Annotated in this window: 13 protein-coding genes; 8 read left to right on the plus strand and 5 right to left on the minus strand. The window is 71.7% G+C overall.

Features of this window, described 5'->3' with window-relative positions; genetic code table 11:
• Positions 1–42 precede the first annotated feature (42 nt).
• The 4 genes from UA74_RS22130 to UA74_RS22150 all read left to right on the plus strand — a co-directional run bounded on the left by UA74_RS22130 (position 43) and on the right by UA74_RS22150 (position 3,470).
• Positions 43–363, plus strand: coding sequence for a TauD/TfdA family dioxygenase (locus UA74_RS22130; RefSeq protein WP_157434374.1), 321 nt, complete (start codon positions 43–45; stop codon positions 361–363).
• An 801-nt stretch (positions 364–1,164) separates the two neighbouring features.
• Positions 1,165–1,701: a hypothetical protein gene (locus UA74_RS22140; RefSeq protein WP_075765358.1), complete on the plus strand. Its 537-nt coding sequence runs from the start codon at positions 1,165–1,167 to the stop codon at positions 1,699–1,701.
• A 354-nt stretch (positions 1,702–2,055) separates the two neighbouring features.
• On the plus strand, positions 2,056–3,033 hold the full coding sequence (locus UA74_RS22145; RefSeq protein WP_075766288.1) for an aldo/keto reductase: 978 nt from the start codon (positions 2,056–2,058) through the stop codon (positions 3,031–3,033).
• 62 nt (positions 3,034–3,095) lie between these two features.
• Positions 3,096–3,470, plus strand: a complete 375-nt coding sequence (locus UA74_RS22150) for a DUF2255 family protein (RefSeq protein ID WP_075741966.1) — start codon at positions 3,096–3,098, stop codon at positions 3,468–3,470.
• A gap of 519 nt (positions 3,471–3,989) precedes the next feature.
• On the opposite strand, the gene UA74_RS22160 is transcribed toward UA74_RS22150, so the two are convergent.
• The 4 genes from UA74_RS22160 to UA74_RS34205 all read right to left on the minus strand — a co-directional run bounded on the left by UA74_RS22160 (position 3,990) and on the right by UA74_RS34205 (position 10,047).
• Positions 3,990–4,565 (minus strand): GNAT family N-acetyltransferase, encoded by a 576-nt coding sequence (locus UA74_RS22160; protein ID WP_075741967.1) that lies wholly within the window; start codon positions 4,563–4,565, stop codon positions 3,990–3,992.
• A 164-nt stretch (positions 4,566–4,729) separates the two neighbouring features.
• Positions 4,730–6,418: a hypothetical protein gene (locus UA74_RS22165; RefSeq protein ID WP_157434375.1), complete on the minus strand. Its 1,689-nt coding sequence runs from the start codon at positions 6,416–6,418 to the stop codon at positions 4,730–4,732.
• 38 nt (positions 6,419–6,456) lie between these two features.
• Entirely contained in the window at positions 6,457–8,160 is a 1,704-nt protein-coding gene (locus UA74_RS22170) for a hypothetical protein (RefSeq protein WP_075765362.1), read from the minus strand.
• A gap of 276 nt (positions 8,161–8,436) precedes the next feature.
• On the minus strand, positions 8,437–10,047 hold the full coding sequence (locus UA74_RS34205) for a DUF4185 domain-containing protein (RefSeq protein WP_318533264.1): 1,611 nt from the start codon (positions 10,045–10,047) through the stop codon (positions 8,437–8,439).
• A gap of 23 nt (positions 10,048–10,070) precedes the next feature.
• On the opposite strand from UA74_RS34205, the gene UA74_RS32320 reads away from it, so the two are divergent.
• Entirely contained in the window at positions 10,071–10,262 is a 192-nt protein-coding gene (locus UA74_RS32320) for a hypothetical protein (protein WP_157434378.1), read from the plus strand.
• A gap of 227 nt (positions 10,263–10,489) precedes the next feature.
• Here the strand turns inward: UA74_RS32320 and UA74_RS22185 are convergent, their stop codons facing one another.
• A complete protein-coding gene (locus tag UA74_RS22185; protein ID WP_075741972.1) occupies positions 10,490–11,056 on the minus strand; it encodes a TetR/AcrR family transcriptional regulator in 567 nt (188 codons plus the stop codon).
• Between UA74_RS22185 and UA74_RS22190 the strand changes: the two genes are divergently transcribed.
• The 3 genes from UA74_RS22190 to UA74_RS22200 all read left to right on the plus strand — a co-directional run bounded on the left by UA74_RS22190 (position 10,952) and on the right by UA74_RS22200 (position 14,730).
• Entirely contained in the window at positions 10,952–12,484 is a 1,533-nt protein-coding gene (locus tag UA74_RS22190; protein WP_232237369.1) for an MFS transporter, read from the plus strand. The two genes, UA74_RS22185 and UA74_RS22190, sit on opposite strands and share 105 nt — an antisense overlap.
• A 212-nt stretch (positions 12,485–12,696) precedes the next feature.
• Positions 12,697–13,167: a DIP1984 family protein gene (locus tag UA74_RS22195; RefSeq protein WP_075741974.1), complete on the plus strand. Its 471-nt coding sequence runs from the start codon at positions 12,697–12,699 to the stop codon at positions 13,165–13,167.
• Positions 13,168–13,512: 345 nt separating this feature from the next.
• Positions 13,513–14,730: an MFS transporter gene (locus tag UA74_RS22200; protein ID WP_075765368.1), complete on the plus strand. Its 1,218-nt coding sequence runs from the start codon at positions 13,513–13,515 to the stop codon at positions 14,728–14,730.
• Positions 14,731–15,054 lie beyond the last annotated feature (324 nt).

Below are 15,054 nucleotides of genomic sequence, written 5' to 3' on the forward strand. Positions count from 1 at the left end.
CGGGACCTCGCTGCCGAAGAGCCCGAGGCGGTGCGCGATCTGATGACAAGTCGATCGGTGTTGTTCGGCGGCAGCGCGGGCCACCTCGGCGCGATCTTCGAGCCGACGGGTCCGGGACTACTTGGTGTGCGGCTCAGACTTGATGGATTGGCTCGCTGGTCGCCGCAGGCCGCTCGGTGGCGCGATCTGCTCGTCGCCACGATTCGGCGTCACGAACACATCATCCCGTTGGCAGCGGGGCAGGGCTACGTTCTCAACAACAGAAGGTGGCTGCACGGACGGCGGGCATTCACCGGGCAGCGCGTGATGTACCGGGCCGTCCTCGAACCGCAGACGCCGATTCCGGCGGGATGGCCACGATGACCTACCCGGCGGAGTGGGTCTCCTTTGTCGCGCGCGTCTCCTCGTCGAGCAGCGTCACCACCGCAGCCGCACCTGTCCGCGTCATCGGCCGGTCGGGCGGTGGACGCGAAGTGGGCATCGACCTTGCGCCGTCCGACGCGCGGGATGTTCTCGCTGACGTGGGCGCGGGATGCGCCGGGTCTGAGCCCGGCTGGTGGGACGACGCCGCGCGTCGGCTACAGATCGCCGGTGACGCCGCCCTCACTGTGATCATCAGTGACCCCGTGGCCCCGCTCGGCCGGAGGATCGTCGCTGGGAAGCACCGTTCGGGACTCGCGGTGACACTTCGCACGGCGATCACGAGCGCCGACAACGCCGCCCATGGATCGCACCGATGATCGGCCCGTGGCTCGCCAGGACTGCCCGGTGACCGCCGACGAGCGGGAGATCGCCGACGAGCCGCTGATGATTTGTCCACTGGTGACGGACACGCTCGGATATCGGTTCGGAGTGCCCCGGCGTGGCGCCCGACGCTTCCCCTCCTCAAGCGACCCGGACCCGCCGCTCGGCCTTCGCGAGGACGGACCGGCGGTGGTCCTCGCCCACCGAGCCGGTCGTCTCTCCCGCCGACGAAGGCCGTGGCACGCGCGAATGAATGATCGACGACGAGCAGGGAGTCTCGCTACGATCGGCGAACCGGCAGGCGAGTCGGCCAGGGCTCGACCGGCTCGATCCGCACCACACGCCAGATCGCGGCTCGCCGGGGCCATTGTCGGCTCTTCGTCGTGGTCGGTGGTCTGACGTTCGAGGGAAGGGCGATCGATGGAGATCGAAGAACTCGGCGAACGGATCGAGACGCATCACACGGACAGTCCCAGACGGCTCCGCGTCGCGGTGTCCTGCCTGGTCGTCGCGGCCGTAAGTCTCGGCGTCGGTATCCCGCTGACCATCGCCCACTTCCAGCCCTGGGGTCCCGCAGGCCAGGACCCGCGGTCCTGGGTGGGTTCGGGAATGCTGCCCGGCGCGCTGACGACGCTGGGCGTCCTCGCGCTGGGCGCCGGGATTCTCACGCTGCTGAAGTACCTACGCACCAAGGACGAGTACTTCGAGGTCCATCGCCAGGGGATGATCCACCACGTCAGCGGGGCGACCTCGGTGATCCGATGGTCGGACGTCGCCTCGGTCCGGCCCAAGGGGGCGGTGTCGGACCGTGGCGGCGCGCGTCATTTCGGCGCCGACTTCTCCTGTCTCGTGGTGCTGACCGACGGTCGACGGATCAGGTTCAACACCTTCATCGAGGACGCGCCGCAACTCGCGGAGGCGATCGTCACCGCCGTCGACCCGTCAGCGCGTTCCTGACGGCCGACGCGCGCACCAGTCGTCCCCGCCGCTACACAGCCCGCGGAGGTCGGCGGCGTCGACGGTCCCGAAACCGAGTGTCCCGTTGGCAGGATATGCCGCCTGATCAGGCACGATCCGGTTGTTCCCTGCCTAGCGCCGCAGGTCGGGCGTGGCCGCCAGGCTACTGCCGCTCTCGACGGCGGGAGGTTCTGCCGTCCCCGGGCTCGACAGACCCTCCCACCGCAGCGCCGAGGGGTGTTTCGTCGCTGCTGACCGGGGCAGCCAGACAAGGAACCTCGGGAGGGCCGCAGGCGGGGGTGCCCTTCCGGGTGACGCCGGGTCACCCCGGTGTCGAGCAGAGGAGCAGTGATCGTGAAGCACGCCATGCTGAGGGATCTGGACGTCTCCCGCATCGGGCTGGGCGCGATGGGCATGTCCTTCGCATACACCGGCGCGGGGACGGACGACGCCGAGTCCGTCCGCACCATCCATCGAGCGCTCGACCTGGGCGTCGCCCTCATCGACACCGCCGAGATCTACGGGCCGTTCGTCAATGAGGAACTCGTCGGCCGGGCGTTGCGCGGCCGCCGCGAGGGGGTCGTGCTGGCGACCAAGTTCGGCATGGTCTCCCATGCGGGCGGCGGCGCGAACATCCTCGACAGCAGCCCGGCGAACGTCCGCGCGGCGGTGGAGGGCTCGCTCAGGCGGTTGGGCACCGACCACATCGACCTGTACTACCAGCATCGGGTCGACCCGAAGACGCCCATCGAGGACACCGTCGGAGCGCTGGCCGAACTGGTGTCCGAGGGGAAGGTGCGCCACATCGGGCTGTCCGAGGCGGGGGTGGCGACGATCCGCCGAGCCCATGCCGTGCATCCGATCACCGCGTTGCAGTCCGAGTACTCGCTGTGGACGCGCGATCCGGAGCCTGCGGTGCTGCCGCTGCTGCGGGAGCTGCGGATCGGCTTCGTGCCGTACTCGCCGCTCGGCCACGGCTTCCTCACCGGGAAGATCCGTTCGCCGGAGGATTTCGGGCCCGACGACTTCCGGGCGACGAACCCCAGGTTCACCGGGGAGAACTTCCAGCGCAATCTGCGCATCGCCGACGAAGTCGAGGCCGTCGCGGCCGAGGCAGGCGCGACGCCCGCTCAGGTGGCGCTGGCCTGGCTGCTGGCCAAGGGCACGGACATCGCCCCGATCCCCGGCACGAAACGGGTCTCCCGCGTGGAGGAGAACACCGCTGCGGACGATCTCGCGTTGACCGAGGAGCAGATCCGCACGCTCGACGGCCTCACACCGCCGGAAGGCGACCACCACAACGACGAGCAGATGAAGATGATCGAGCGTTGACCGAGCCTGCCCGCCGCGCCGCGCAGGCTCGGCCATCGCCGAGGTGACGAGGAGCAGGAACGATGACGACGTGGACGCCGGACGAACTCGCCAGGATCGACGGAGCCGACGAACTACAGGTCACCACGCTGCGCGGTGACGGATCGCCGCGCAGCCCGAGGACCATCTGGGTCGTCCGCGACGGCGACGACCTCTACGTCCGGTCCGTCTACGGCGTCACATCAGTCTGGTACCGGGGGACCCGGACCCGCCATGAGGGCCGGGTCCAGGCGGGCGGTGTGGACCGCGACGTGACCTTCGTCGACGTCGGCGACGAGCTGGATGAGCGCCTCGACGCCGAGTACCGCAGCAAGTACCGCCGCTACGCCGCCTCGATCGTCGACTCCATCACCAGTGCCGAGGCACGCGCCGCGACCATCCGACTCGTGCCCCGGTGACGCCGTCCATGCTCGCCCCGAGTCCGTCGATCCGGAACAGCAGCGGTTCCTCGTGATCAACCGCTCGACGTCGGCGAGATCGGCCGCGTCGCCTGCCCTGCCACGACGACGCCAGGAAGGTCTGGGACGGCAGCCTGCGTGGCGGGCGGTGGCATCTTCAGCGGCGGAACGGCCGGTGTCACCGGTTCCGGCGCACTGCCGCAGCGAGGCTGCTCACCACGCCTCGGGGAGAGGCTCTCGTCGGCAGTTCGGGGACATTCCGCAGTTCAGGAACAGGACGACACTCGTCGACCACCCGAACCGGTGATCACCCGCCAGGCCGGACAGCGGTCGCGTCCCCCCTTCGCGGCCACAAGGTCGGCGACCAGGTCATGTGCACCCTTGCCGCCGCCTGCGCGACCGGATGGAAGGCAGGCGGCTCCTCGGCAGGCTCCGCAGCGACGAAGCCCAGGACGTGTTCGGCGTCCCGCCGGGACTCCCCGCACATCGCTGCGGCGTACCGGCCACGGTGGCGACCGGTCACGACCCGTCGCGCGGCGGGCGGAGCTGCTGATAGAAGTGATAGGCCACCGCTTCCGGCTCCGGCGTCCGCCAGTGCCTGCCGAGCAGCATCGGCAGCGGGGCACCGGCATCGAGCACCGTGAAGCCGTGTCGGGCGAAGAGGCGGCGCAGCGAATCCGCCTCCTGATCGACGGTGACGTTGCCGAACCAGACTCGAACCCCTCGGTCCCGCAGCCGGTTCTTCGACTCTTCCAGCAGCCGTCCCCCGATCCCCTGCCCCCGAGCCTCCGGCACGACGGCCAGCAGTTGCAGCTGACTGTGCCTGTCGAGCACCGGACCGAAGTCCAGCTCGCGGGGCATCCGCTGGCCGGACATGAGCCGCAGTGCGCTGCCGACCGCGATCTGCGCGCGGCAGCTGAGAGCGGCGCCGAGCAGACGTCCGGTCTCGGGGTCGTGGTACTGCAGCACCAACGGCGCGTAGAGCTCGTCCAGCTCGGTCATCGGCACGGCGGTGGGCTCGACCTTGTCGATGACGGCCGTGAACAGGTCGAGTACGTCGCGTCGTCGGGGGTCGGTGTCGGCCTCGGAGATCATGGCGAGAGTGTCACCCGAACGACACGCGGCGCTCCACTCGGCCTGCGCGAACGACCGCTTCGGCTCGGCCGCGTCCGGCCGACGCCGACGGCCGGAGAGCTACGAGCGGGCCCGTCGACGTCGCCGGGCCCGCTCGTCACACCTGCCGATCTCCTCGGCCTCGATCAGGCCCCGGCGCCACCCCGGAACGTGGCCCACTCCGACCAGGCTCCGCCGCCGGGGGTCCCGTCGGCGGGAATGGTGTGCCACCGACCCAGGACGCCCTCGGTCGCCGCGAGGAAGACCTCGATCCGGCCGTCCACGTTCACCGTGGCGACGAGGTCCGATCCACCGGAGCCGAAGTCGCTCCACGGCGACCAGGTTCCGTTCAGGTCCGTCTGATACCGGTGCCGAACACCCGCCGAGGTGGTGGCGAACTGTTCCAGCCGACCGCCCGGCGCCAAGGCCACCGTCAGCCGCGCCGCACCGGGACCGCCGGTCTCGACCCAGTCCGACCAGGCACCGCCGCCCGGCCTCCCGTCGGCCGGACTCGTCTGCCACCGATGCCGAACACCGCCCGCATCGGCCACGAAGACCTCCAGCCTGCCGTCGAGGGCCGTGCTGGTGACGATGTCGTGCCCACCGGGACCGAAGTCCGACCAGCCGGACCACGCGCCCTCCACCGTCATCTGGTAGCGGTGGCGAGTGCCGTTCGAAGTGGTCGCGAACTGCTCCAGTCGACCATCCGGGGCCGCGTCCACGATGACCTGTGCGCCCGCCGGGCCGCCGGTCTCGACCCACTCCGACCACGCACCGCCGCCCGGCCTCCCGTCCGCCGGACTCGTCTGCCACCGATGCCGGATGCCGCCGCCGTGTGCGACGAAGACCTCCACCCGACCGTCGCGCGCCACCGCGGTGGCCAGGTCGGTTCCACCGGGGCCGAGAACGCTCCAGCCGGACCAGGCGCCGTCGAGATTCGTCTGAAAGCGGTGATGCAGGCCGTCGGGAGTCAGGGCGAACTGTTCGAGTCGGCCGTCCGGCGCGCGGGAGAACGCCAGCCGCGCGTTCGCCGGTCCGCCCGTGTTCACCCAGTCCGACCAGGCTCCGCCGCCCGGTCGTCCGTCTGCCGGGGCGGTCTGCCATCGGTGGTGGACGCCCGCCGCGTCGGACACGAAGGCCTCCACCCGACCGTCCCGCGAGGTCGCGGCGGCGACCGAGGAGCCCGTGGTGGTGAACTCCCGCAGATTCTGTGCGGGCGGCGGCCCTTCGGCGACGAAGTCGAACCTGATCGGCTGGTAGGTGGCCTGGGTCTGCGACCAGGTGTACTCGTTGTAGGTCGCGCGCGGCGGGGTCTGCTCGTATACCCAGTACCGGCTGCGCGCGTCGTCGAGCCAGCCCCCGAAGAGGCGGATGTGTCCGATCTGGCCGTCGCCCTGCCAGTGGCGCCAGTTCAGCGCGTCGCCGGGAAGCAGCTCGTCCTTGGTGATCTCGTGGGAGACCTGATAGATCGTGCGGGTCGTGTACGAGGCGCCGGTGTTCCAGGCCAGGGACACGAAGCCGGAGCAGTCGGTGCGATATCCCTCGTGCCACCGGCTCATGCTGTAGGGGACGCCTGCGTCGACCCAGGTCCTGCCTCGAGCCATGATCTCCTCGCGGGAGATCGGGTTCGCCGCGAGCGGGGTGACGTCACCCTCGCGGATGTCCTGGTGCGCAGCGGGTTCTCGGGGCTCGCCGATGCCGGTCGGCGCGGACTCCCGGGGCGTCGTGGCGAACGCGGTCGCCGCCCCCGGTACTTCGGCCGGGACGGCGGCGAGCAGCAGGGCCAGGGCCGCGCCTGCCACGGATCTTCGCAGGCGGGATGATGTCGTGCGCATGAACTCTCCTTCGCCGAGTCTGGAGTGGGAGGGATCGGCTACCGCGTCTGCGCGGACGGCTGCGCAGGCCGGGCCTGCGTGGACCGGGCCTGGGCAGACCGGGCCTGGGCCGAGAACGCGCCCCAGCCGGACCAGGTGCCGCCGCCGGGAGTGCCGTCGGCCGGAATCGTGTGCCAGCGCGCCTGCAGAGCCCCGGAATGCGCGGCGAGGAAGACCTCGATCCGGCCGTCGGCGTTCACGGTGGCGGCCAGGTCGGAGCCGCCGGGGCCGAAGTCGGTCCACGCCGACCAGTTCCCCGCCAGGTCCGTCTGATACCGATGTCGGATGCCGCCCGAGGTGGTGGCGAACTGCTCCAGCCGACCGCCCGGCGCCAAGGCCACCGTCAGCCGCGCCGCGCCGGGCCCGCCGGTCGCCACCCACTCCGACCAGGCACCGCCGCCCGGTCTGCCGTCCGCCGGACTCGTCTGCCACCGATGCCGAACACCGCCCGCATCGGCGACGAAGACCTCCAGCCTGCCGTCGAAGCCCGCGACGGTCGTGAGGTCCGTGCCGCCCGCGCCGAACTCGCTCCACGAGGACCACGCGCCGTCGAGGTTGATCTGATGGCGATGCCAGGTCGCGGCCGAGGTGACGGCGAACTGCTCCAGCCTGCCGTCCGGCGCCACGTCGAGGACGACCTGCGCCCCGCCCGGCCCGCCGGTCTCCGCCCATTCCGACCAGCCGCCGCCGTTCGGTCTGCCGTCGGCCGGACTCGTCTGCCACCGATGGCGGATGCCGATGTCGTGCACGACGAAGACCTCCAGCCGACCGTCCCGCGAGACGGCCGTGGCGAGGTCCGAACCGCCGGGACCGAACTGCGACCACCCGGACCACGCACCGTCCAGAGTGGTCTGGAAACGATGCCAGAGTGCGTGGGGAGTGAGCGCGAACTGCTCGATGCGGCCGTCCGGCGCACGGGAGAGAGCGATCCGGGCGTCGGCCGGTCCCCCGGTGCTCACCCACTCCGACCAGCCGCCGCCACCGGGCCTGCCGTCGGCGGGCGCGGTCTGCCAGCGGTGCAGCGTGCCGGAGCCGTTCGAGGCGAACACCTCGATCCGGCCGTCCACCGAGGTCGCCGAGGCGACCGCCGAGCCGGTGGTGGTGAACTCTCGAAGATCCTGGGCGGACGGGATGCCCGGTCCGACCGCCAGCCTGGCCTCCTCGATCATCGCCCTGGCTCGTCCCTCGGCCTCGTCATACCGCCACGGGCAGCAGGAGCGCTGCACGCTGTCGGCGAGCAGGCCTGCGCTGAGGTCCGGGTGTCGCGGCTCCATGATCTTGGCCTGAGTGAAGAAGCTTCGGGAGGCGTAGGAGACGTCCATGATCTGGTCGGGGGTTCCCCAGCCCTGCGAGGGTCGCTGCTGGAAGACGCCGAGGGAGTCCCGGTCGCCGCAGGGCAGGTTGTTCATGTGGGACTCGACCCAGCCCGCCTCGAAGCCCGCGAGCATGACCTTGTCGGACACCGACATGGACAGTCCGACGCGGTAGACGGTCTCGATCACGGCGGGATCGTGATTGGGCGGGATGCTGGGGCAGGCCAGCGGCGAGATGTCCTGGGCGTTGGTCCTGGGCCGCTCATCCTCGGTCTGCTCATCGGGCTGGCCGGGTCCGGCCTGGCCGGTCGGTCGTGCGGTGGACTCGCCTGCGACGGCGGTGCCCAGGGTGCCGCCCAGCAGGGCCAGGACGGCGATCGGCACGATCATCAGCCGCCATGGTCGGGGTCTGTGCCTGCCGTGGGGAGGTCGATCTGCTGCGGACATGAACGTTTCCTTCCTCGCCGAACGGCGCACCGATGTCGATCGGCGACCGGGGGTCGACCGCCGAGGAGGACGTTCGGCGGCGACGTCGATCAGGGGTGATCCGACCGACGACCGGCGGATCCGCAGAAGGCGGCCGGGCTCGCACCGACGAGCCGACCGGGATGGGCCCGCCGAGACGGGCTCGCACGCAGGTCGCGCACCAGGCGCAGCAGCGGAGTTCTAGTCGAGCGGCTCGAGGACGACGTCGTCGAGCTGGATCCAGACCTCGCCGCCCGAACCGGCCCATCCGCCGCAGAACACCTCGGCCTCGCCTGCCTCGTCGGCGGTGAACTCCACCGTCAGCGGGGCGTAGTCGGCGACATGCCCGAAGGGCGCCTCGGCGATCGTGCCGCCGCCGTCGGGACGGCGGACGCCTAAGTAGCCGCCGTCGGTGGCGGCCGAACTACGCACCCAGCCGGTCAGCCGATGGCGGGCGCCGGGTCGGACCGCGACCTTCTGAAAGAGGTCGTTCCACCCCGCGTCGGCCCGAATCCAGCCGTTGTTCTCGCCGGAACGGGCGTATCCCAGCCCCTGGTCCACGCCGCCTCGTCCGTTCACCCGCCACGGACCGACCCCCGCTCCCGGCGGTCGATCCTCGAATCCGCCGTCCTGCACGAGGTTCGACTCGACCGGCAGCTCGTCGGCGGAGAGGCTCATCAGCCGCACGTGGTACGGGGTCCACTGGGACATGGCGAAGTACAGTTCACGGCCCGTGCTGGCGGGATGGAGGAACGCGCCGTAGAGGCCGCCGAAGTCCTGCCCATGGGCGACGATCCGCCCGCCCGTCCACGGGCCGTTCGGCGCGGGCGCGGTCCGCGCCACGATCGCCGCGCGGCTCTCGTCCAGGTACAGCGCGACCCAGCGGCGAAGATGTTCGTTGTAGAGCACGGAGAGTTCGCCGACCGGGCCCGCCAGCACCGGCACCGTCCGGTCCAGTCCCGTGCGGTCCCAGCCCTGAGCGGTCCAGTACTGGTAGCTCGCCGGATCGAGCAGGCGATCCGTGGCGACCCTCGCCAGTACGACGTCGCCGAACCGGCCCTGCGGCGTGCCGAACAGGTAGACGGTGTCGCCGTCGGCGGCGAACGCGCCGAGCTGGAACCTCGCCCCGCCGCCGGTGGCGGACCAGCGGTTGTTCACCGGCTTCGCCCAGGTCTGGCCGCCGTCGTCGGAATAGGCGAGTCCGGCGTAGTTGGTGACCCAGGTGCCCGCCGCTCCCCAGTGGCGGACGGACATGTAGTGCAGGACGTCCCGGGAGCCGACGGCGATGCCCGCCGTGGGGATCACCGTCTCCTCGGCGACGCTGGTGTCACGGGCGAGGATCTGGGCAGCGTGGCCCGGCCGATCGGTGATCATCGAGTCGATGCGCAGGCCGTCGGCGAGGCTCGGGTTCGAGGCGTGGGCGAGGACGTTGCAGCGCCAGTCGGCGGTATGCGGGCCCGCACCGTTGCCGCCCCACCCGGGCCCGTAGGTGTCGCCGAAGGCGATCGCGACCCGGCCTCGGCCGTCGCGCCACATCACGCCGAGGTCGGTGGCGTGCACGGCGAAGCGGTCCCGCGTCTGATTGACGTCGTCGGCACCCTGCCCGGCGAGCAGGGCCACTGCTCGGGCCGGGAAGACACGCTGCCACGGAACGGCGGCGTCCCAGCCGGGAACGGTGGTGGGCGCGGCGGTGGCGGCCGCCGCGCCGGTCGAGGTCAGCACCATCGAGGCGGCGGTCAACGCGGCGCCGCGAAGCACGTCGCGTCGTCCGATCGTCGAAGGCCGGGGTGCGGGCTCAGGTCTTCGTGGCACGGCAGGACTCTCCCGTCGCTGGCGTGAATCGTCTCCACGTTCACCGCGGCGCCGCAGGCGATCCGGTCGTCGCCGCCGGTGAACGGGACACTTCGGATTCCTACCGTGGGAAACTAAACAACTACTACACGAAGTCGGGCAGGGTGGCCTCGCGGCCCCCGCAGGTGGCTCGCCCCGCAGCGACGGCGCTGCGGCTGATCACGCGGGAACGGTGATCCGCGTCCCGGTCCGACCGACTCGCGTCCACCGTGGTCGACCCAGTGAGCCGCCTCGGCGAGGAGCGCGCCGGTCCCCGGGCCGGGCCTGGGAAACCTGGAACACCGCGATCCCCGCGTCAGGCTGATCGAGCCGATGAGGGCTAGTGCCTGCGGCGACGCCGAGGGGGCGCCGTGCCGAACAACGGCCCGCCCACCACCCGCGCCGAGACAGGGCCGTCAGGCACTCACATTGTCTCGTCGTCGAGCCGGATGATCGCCTCGACGATGGCGGCGACGTCGGAGCGGCGCATCGGCGTGGAGTCCATCGAGTCGTGGATGGTCAGGCCCTCGACGAGTGCGTCGAGGGCACGGGCCGTGCGTTCGGAGAAGTGCGTGCTCAGGCTGGCGCGGCTGGCCGCCATCCAGTCCCGCATCACCTCGATCAGCTGCGGCCGTCGCGAGGTGTACGCGTAGAGCTCCAGGGTGAGCCGCTGTTCCCGGGGCGTCCCGTACGCGGTCCCGGCGATGATCTCGACGACGGCGGCGCCTGCCTGCTCGCGGGTCCGCGCCTCGACCAGCAGGCGGCGGTAGCGACGGGACATCGAACGGGTCAGCTGAGTGAAGGCCTCGAACAGGACCTCGTCCATCCCGGTGAAGTAGTAGCTCATCGAGCCGAGCGGGACTCCGGCCGCCGCCGCGATCCTGCGGTGCGTCGTGCCCGCCACCCCGCGCTCGGCGATGACGTCGAGGGCCGCCTCGATGATCCGATCACGACGTCCCGGGTCGGGCGGGCGACGCGCGGGACTGGACACGGCGACCCTCCTCGATCAGTCGCACCTCGCCGAGATCTTCTCACGCGCCGCCCTCGCGGGTACCCTTCGCTCGCGAATGTACGTTTGTACACTCACCGAGCCGCTCGCCCGGCTGCCCCCCCCGGCCCCCCGGCCCGCCCGACTCGGCCGACCGGCCCGACCCGGCTTGCCTGCCACCCAGCCCGCCGCGACCGAAGGCCTCTCATGGACTCCGCCCTGCGCAGACGCCGCTTAGCCCTGCTCCTCGCCTTCTTCATTCCCGGAATCTCCATGTCGTCCTGGATCACCCGTACGCCCGCGATCCGCGACATCCTCGGCGCGTCGACCGGCGAGATGGGTCTGGTGCTGTTCGGCCTGTCCATCGGATCGATGACGGGCATCCTCAGCGCGGGCCCCCTGGTACGCCGCTTCGGGACTCGGCCGGTCACCGCCGTCGGGCTGGCGCTGATGATCGCGGGCATGGCCACGATCGCGGTCGGCGCGGCGACCTCGATCGCGGTCGTCGTCGCGGCGGGACTCGCGTTCTTCGGCGGCGGGATGGGCTCCGCCGAGATCGCCGTCAACATCGAAGGCTCGGTCGTCGAACAGATCCAGGGCCGTCCGCTGCTGACCACGCTGCACGGCTGTTTCAGCCTCGGCACCGTCGCGGGCGCGGTCGTGGGCATCGGTCTCACCGCGACCGACTTCCCGGTGGCGCTGCACCTGACGCTGGTCGCGCTCGTGACGATCCCGGCCGCGATCTGGGCCGTGCACGCCATTCCGGCGGGCACGGGCATCAAGCCGCGCGCCGCCGACGCGTCCACGGCGCCGAGGGCTCCGCTGGCCGTCTGGCGGGACGCCCGGCTGGTGCTGATCGGGCTCATCGTGCTCGCGATGGCGCTGGCCGAGGGGGCGGCGAACGACTGGCTGCCCCTGCTCATGGTGGACGGGCACGGCTTCGACGCCGCCTCGGGCTCGCTCGTCTTCGCAGGCTTCGCCGCGTCGATGACCATCGGTCGTTTCTCCGGCGGGTTCTTCCTGAGCCGGTTCGGCCGGGTCGCCGTGGTGCGGGCGAGCGCGATCTTCGGCGTGATCGGACTGGCGCTGGTGATCTTCGCGGGAAATCCGGTCCTCGCCGGGCTGGCCGTGGTCTTCTGGGGCCTGGGGACCTCGCTCGGCTTCCCGGTCAGCATCTCGGCGGCAGGCGACTCCCCGCACGATCCGGCCGGTCGGGTCGCTGCCGTGGCCACGGCGGGCTACGTCGCCTTCCTCGTCGGGCCGCCGCTGCTCGGGTTCCTGGGCGATCAGTACGGCCTGCGCGGGGCGATGATCGTCGTCCTGGTCTTCGTGGGCGCCGCTGCCTTCCTCGCCCCGGCCGTGCGTCCCGCGAGTGCCCTGCCCGCGAGCCGACCGCAGGCCGAGGACGACGTCGGGGCGGCGCCGGAGTGATTCGGGGCCGCGAGGCGCACCCGCCCGACCTCGTCCATCGGGACCGGCCGACGCGCCCCGGCAGCAGGGCCGGGCTCGCTCGTCACCAACGCGACACTCCGGCCGAGCGGGGCGGTACGCGCGCCGACCCGCGCCGCAGGCCGTCGCCCTCGCCACCGCCCGTCGGCCTCGCGCTGTGGCAGGATCGGCGCCCCAGGACCGAGGAGGCCGTGATGAAGCTGGGCGAGGCGCTCGCGGTGCGTGCCGAGACGGCCCGCCGGATCGAACAGGTGCGGGCCCGCATCATCGACAACGCCCGTTATCAGGAGGGCGAGACCCCGGCGGAGAATGCGGCCGATCTGCTCGCCGAGGCTGAGCAGGCCTGTGCCGAGCTGGAGTCGCTGATCCGCCGGATTAACCGCACCAACTCCGCGACGCGACTGGGCGACGGCACGATCACCGACGCGCTCGCACACCGCGACGGCCTGCGGCTGCGCCACAGCGTCATCACCGACGCCGCCGATGCGGCAGCCGGGCGGCGGGATCGCCGAGGCGGCGGCCGACAGCTTCGTTCGGAGCTGTTGTTCCTCGCCGCTCTGCCCGTCGCCGAACTGCGGGCACAGGCCGACCGGGTCGCCCAGGAGATCCGCACAGTGGACGTGGCGATCCAGCGCAGCAACTGGGAGGTCGACCTGCTGGACTGATCGGCATGTCCGACTCGGCGGCAGCAGGTAGTCGTTCGAGAGGCGAGCACCAGCCGAGGGTCGGCGGTCTTCCGACTCCTCCTGGTGCGTGGTGGGCAGCGCAGGGGTTCAACTCCCCTCTTCACTCAGCAGCCCAGTACCTCGCACAGGCGAACGGCGCATGCCGTACCTCTCATCACCAGGTGCTGGTCTCGGACGACGAGGGCGGGGCAGGGGCAGCCCGCCGACGTCGGACATGCCGAGCGCGCGGCGCACCCGAGGAGCCGCGACTCGGGTGGCATATCGGCCTGCCACGCACGGGAAAACCGCTGGAGTGGGCGCCATCGCGTCGCGTAGGGTCCGCCGATGCCGTTGACCGCGTCGTTTCGCACGCTGTGGGCCGGAAACGCCGCGGGCAACCTCAGCGACGGACTGATGTTCGTCGCGCTGCCGTTGATCGCCGCGACGCTGACCCAGGACCCGCTGCTGGTGGCCGGTCTGTCGACGGTCTACGCGGCCGTCCGGCTCTGCGTCGTCCTGCCGATCGGGGCGCTGGTCGATCGGTGGGACCGCCGGACGATCCTGTGGTCAACCAATCTGATCCGGGCCGTCGCGCTGGGCGGGCTGTCCGTCCTGCTGCTCGCCGGGTTCGGCTCGATCCCGGTGCTGTATCTGGCGATCGCGCTGGTGGGCATCGTGGAGGTCGCGGCGGACAACGCGGCGCAGGCGGTCGTGCCCGCGCTGGTCTCCTCCCGAGACCTCGACCGCGCCAACGGCCGCATCTCGGCGGCACAGCTCATCGCCGACGAGTTCGTCGGGCCGCCGCTGGGCGGGCTGCTGTTCGGTATCGCGGTGGCGCTGCCGATCTCAGTGGCCAGCGCGTTCTACGCGGTGGCCGGGCTCCTCTTCCTGGCGCTGCCCCGGACACCGCGTCGGCCGCGCCCGGCGGCACGGCCCGCTCGCGGCTCGCTCTGGGCCGACACGATGCAGGGCGCGCGCAGGCTGGCGGGCGACCGACTCCTCGGCCCGCTCGCGATCATCGGCGGGGTGACGAGCATCGCCTACATGGCGCCCTTCGCGATCCTGGTGGTCTACGCGGCGGACGTACTCGACGTGACGCCCACCGGTTACGGCGTGATCCTGGCCGTCTCCGCGCTCGGGGGCCTGCTCGGCTCCCTCGTCGCCGCGCCGATCCGGGCCCGGATCGGCTACCGATGGACGATCGCCGGAAGCCTGCTGCTCGGCGCGGCCTCGATGGCGGGGCTGGCCGGGACGACGTCACCCTGGCTCGCGGCGGTGCTGCTGGCCGCGTACATCCTGCATGCCGTGCTGTGGGGAGTCTGCGTCAGCTCGCTGCGGCAACGGCTCGTGCTCGACCGTTACCGGGGCCGCGTCAACGCGGCATCCAAGCTGCTGGGACTCCTCGGTCTGGCGCTGGGCAGCGCGCTCGGCGGCGTCCTCGCGGGCGTCTTCGGGCTCGCCGTGCCCTTCCTCGCGAGCGCGGTGCTCTTCCTGGGCTGCGCGGTGGCGGCGCTGCTGCTCTTCCGGCCTCGGTCCCGACCTCTGCCGACGGCCGTCGGCTAGCCGGTCTCGCCTGCGGCGGCCCACGGCCACGTCGACGAAGATCGGCGCCGGTGCCGACCGGGGTCGGTGCCGTCAGCAGGCAGGTCGGGTGACGGTGATCTGCCGGGGCCGCCGTGCCCGGCGGATCGCCCACGAGCACCCGCCGAGCACGCGGATCACCGGGTCGACATGCTTCCCAGCGAGCGGCCAGATAGTCCCGCTCCGCATCGTTGTCCGCCAGTTCCCACGCGGCGCGAGAGGAGTCGGCGGCCTCCCGACGTCTGCCGAGCCGCGTCGGCGCGGATCGACGTGGCGGTCGCGGTCGGCTGCGTCGCGTAGGAGCTG

The organism is Actinoalloteichus fjordicus (genome assembly GCF_001941625.1).
Taxonomy (GTDB): Bacteria; Actinomycetota; Actinomycetes; order Mycobacteriales; family Pseudonocardiaceae; genus Actinoalloteichus_A; species Actinoalloteichus_A fjordicus.

Excerpts from the sequence above, each read along its gene's own strand:
- UA74_RS22130 (WP_157434374.1), top strand. The coding sequence starts at position 43 with ATGACAAGTCGATCGGTGTTGTTCGGCGGCAGCGCGGGCCACCTCGGC.
- UA74_RS22140 (WP_075765358.1), top strand. The coding sequence starts at position 1,165 with ATGGAGATCGAAGAACTCGGCGAACGGATCGAGACGCATCACACGGAC.
- UA74_RS22150 (WP_075741966.1), top strand. The coding sequence starts at position 3,096 with ATGACGACGTGGACGCCGGACGAACTCGCCAGGATCGACGGAGCCGAC.
- UA74_RS22160 (WP_075741967.1), bottom strand. The coding sequence starts at position 4,565 with ATGATCTCCGAGGCCGACACCGACCCCCGACGACGCGACGTACTCGAC.
- UA74_RS22165 (WP_157434375.1), bottom strand. The coding sequence starts at position 6,418 with ATGCGCACGACATCATCCCGCCTGCGAAGATCCGTGGCAGGCGCGGCC.
- UA74_RS22170 (WP_075765362.1), bottom strand. The coding sequence starts at position 8,160 with ATGATCGTGCCGATCGCCGTCCTGGCCCTGCTGGGCGGCACCCTGGGC.
- UA74_RS22195 (WP_075741974.1), top strand. The coding sequence starts at position 12,697 with ATGAAGCTGGGCGAGGCGCTCGCGGTGCGTGCCGAGACGGCCCGCCGG.
- UA74_RS22200 (WP_075765368.1), top strand. The coding sequence starts at position 13,513 with ATGCCGTTGACCGCGTCGTTTCGCACGCTGTGGGCCGGAAACGCCGCG.